1 rRNA gene is annotated in these 1,379 nt (G+C 53.7%); it reads right to left on the bottom strand.

Going from position 1 to position 1,379, the window contains the following annotated elements:
* Positions 1–30 precede the first annotated feature (30 nt).
* Positions 31–1,379, bottom strand: a 23S ribosomal RNA gene (locus EYW47_RS40615); the annotation flags it as partial.

The raw sequence follows: 1,379 nt of genomic DNA, 5'->3' as shown, positions 1-1,379 counted from the left end.
CCTCCCTCGGGAGACAGACACACCTGTTATAGGATCAAGCCTTACGGGCAATTAGTATCAGTTAGCTTAACGCATTACTGCGCTTCCACACCTGACCTATCAACGTCCTGGTCTCGAACGACCCTTCAAGGGGCTCGAAGCCCCGGGGAAGTCTCATCTTGAGGCGAGTTTCCCGCTTAGATGCTTTCAGCGGTTATCTCTTCCGAACATAGCTACCCGGCGATGCCACTGGCGTGACAACCGGTACACCAGAGGTTCGTCCACTCCGGTCCTCTCGTACTAGGAGCAGGCCCCCTCAAACTTCCAGCGCCCACGGCAGATAGGGACCAAACTGTCTCACGACGTTTTAAACCCAGCTCACGTACCTCTTTAAATGGCGAACAGCCATACCCTTGGGACCGGCTACAGCCCCAGGATGAGATGAGCCGACATCGAGGTGCCAAACACCGCCGTCGATATGAACTCTTGGGCGGTATCAGCCTGTTATCCCCAGAGTACCTTTTATCCGTTGAGCGATGGCCCTTCCATACAGAACCACCGGATCACTATGACCTGCTTTCGCACCTGCTCGACTTGTCAGTCTCGCAGTCAAGCACGCTTATGCCATTGCACTATCAGCACGATTTCCGACCGTACCTAGCGTACCTTCGTACTCCTCCGTTACCCTTTGGGAGGAGACCGCCCCAGTCAAACTGCCTGCCATGCACTGTCCCCGATCCGGATAACGGACCAAGGTTAGAACCTCAAACAGATCAGGGTGGTATTTCAAGGACGGCTCCACGCAAACTGGCGTTCACGCTTCATAGCCTCCCACCTATCCTACACAAACCGGTTCAAAGTCCAATGCAAAGCTGCAGTAAAGGTTCATGGGGTCTTTCCGTCTAGCCGCGGGGAGATTGCATCATCACAAACACTTCAACTTCGCTGAGTCTCGGGAGGAGACAGTGTGGCCATCGTTACGCCATTCGTGCAGGTCGGAACTTACCCGACAAGGAATTTCGCTACCTTAGGACCGTTATAGTTACGGCCGCCGTTTACCGGGACTTCAATCAAGAGCTTGCACCCCATCATTTAATCTTCCGGCACCGGGCAGGCGTCACACCCTATACGTCCACTTTCGTGTTTGCAGAGTGCTGTGTTTTTATTAAACAGTCGCAGCCACCAGTTTATTGCAACCCCTTCACCCTCCTGGCGCAGGCCAGTCAAGCTACAGGGGCGTACCTTATCCCGAAGTTACGGTACCAATTTGCCGAGTTCCTTCTCCCGAGTTCTCTCAAGCGCCTTAGAATACTCATCTCGCCCACCTGTGTCGGTTTGCGGTACGGTCACTGTTGAACTGAAGCTTAGAGGCTTTTCTTGGAACCACTTCCAGTTGCTTC

The sequence above is a fragment of the Paraburkholderia silviterrae genome, assembly GCF_004353915.1.
Classification (GTDB): Bacteria; Pseudomonadota; Gammaproteobacteria; order Burkholderiales; family Burkholderiaceae; genus Paraburkholderia; species Paraburkholderia silviterrae.
This window is presented reverse-complemented; position numbering and strand designations above follow the sequence as displayed.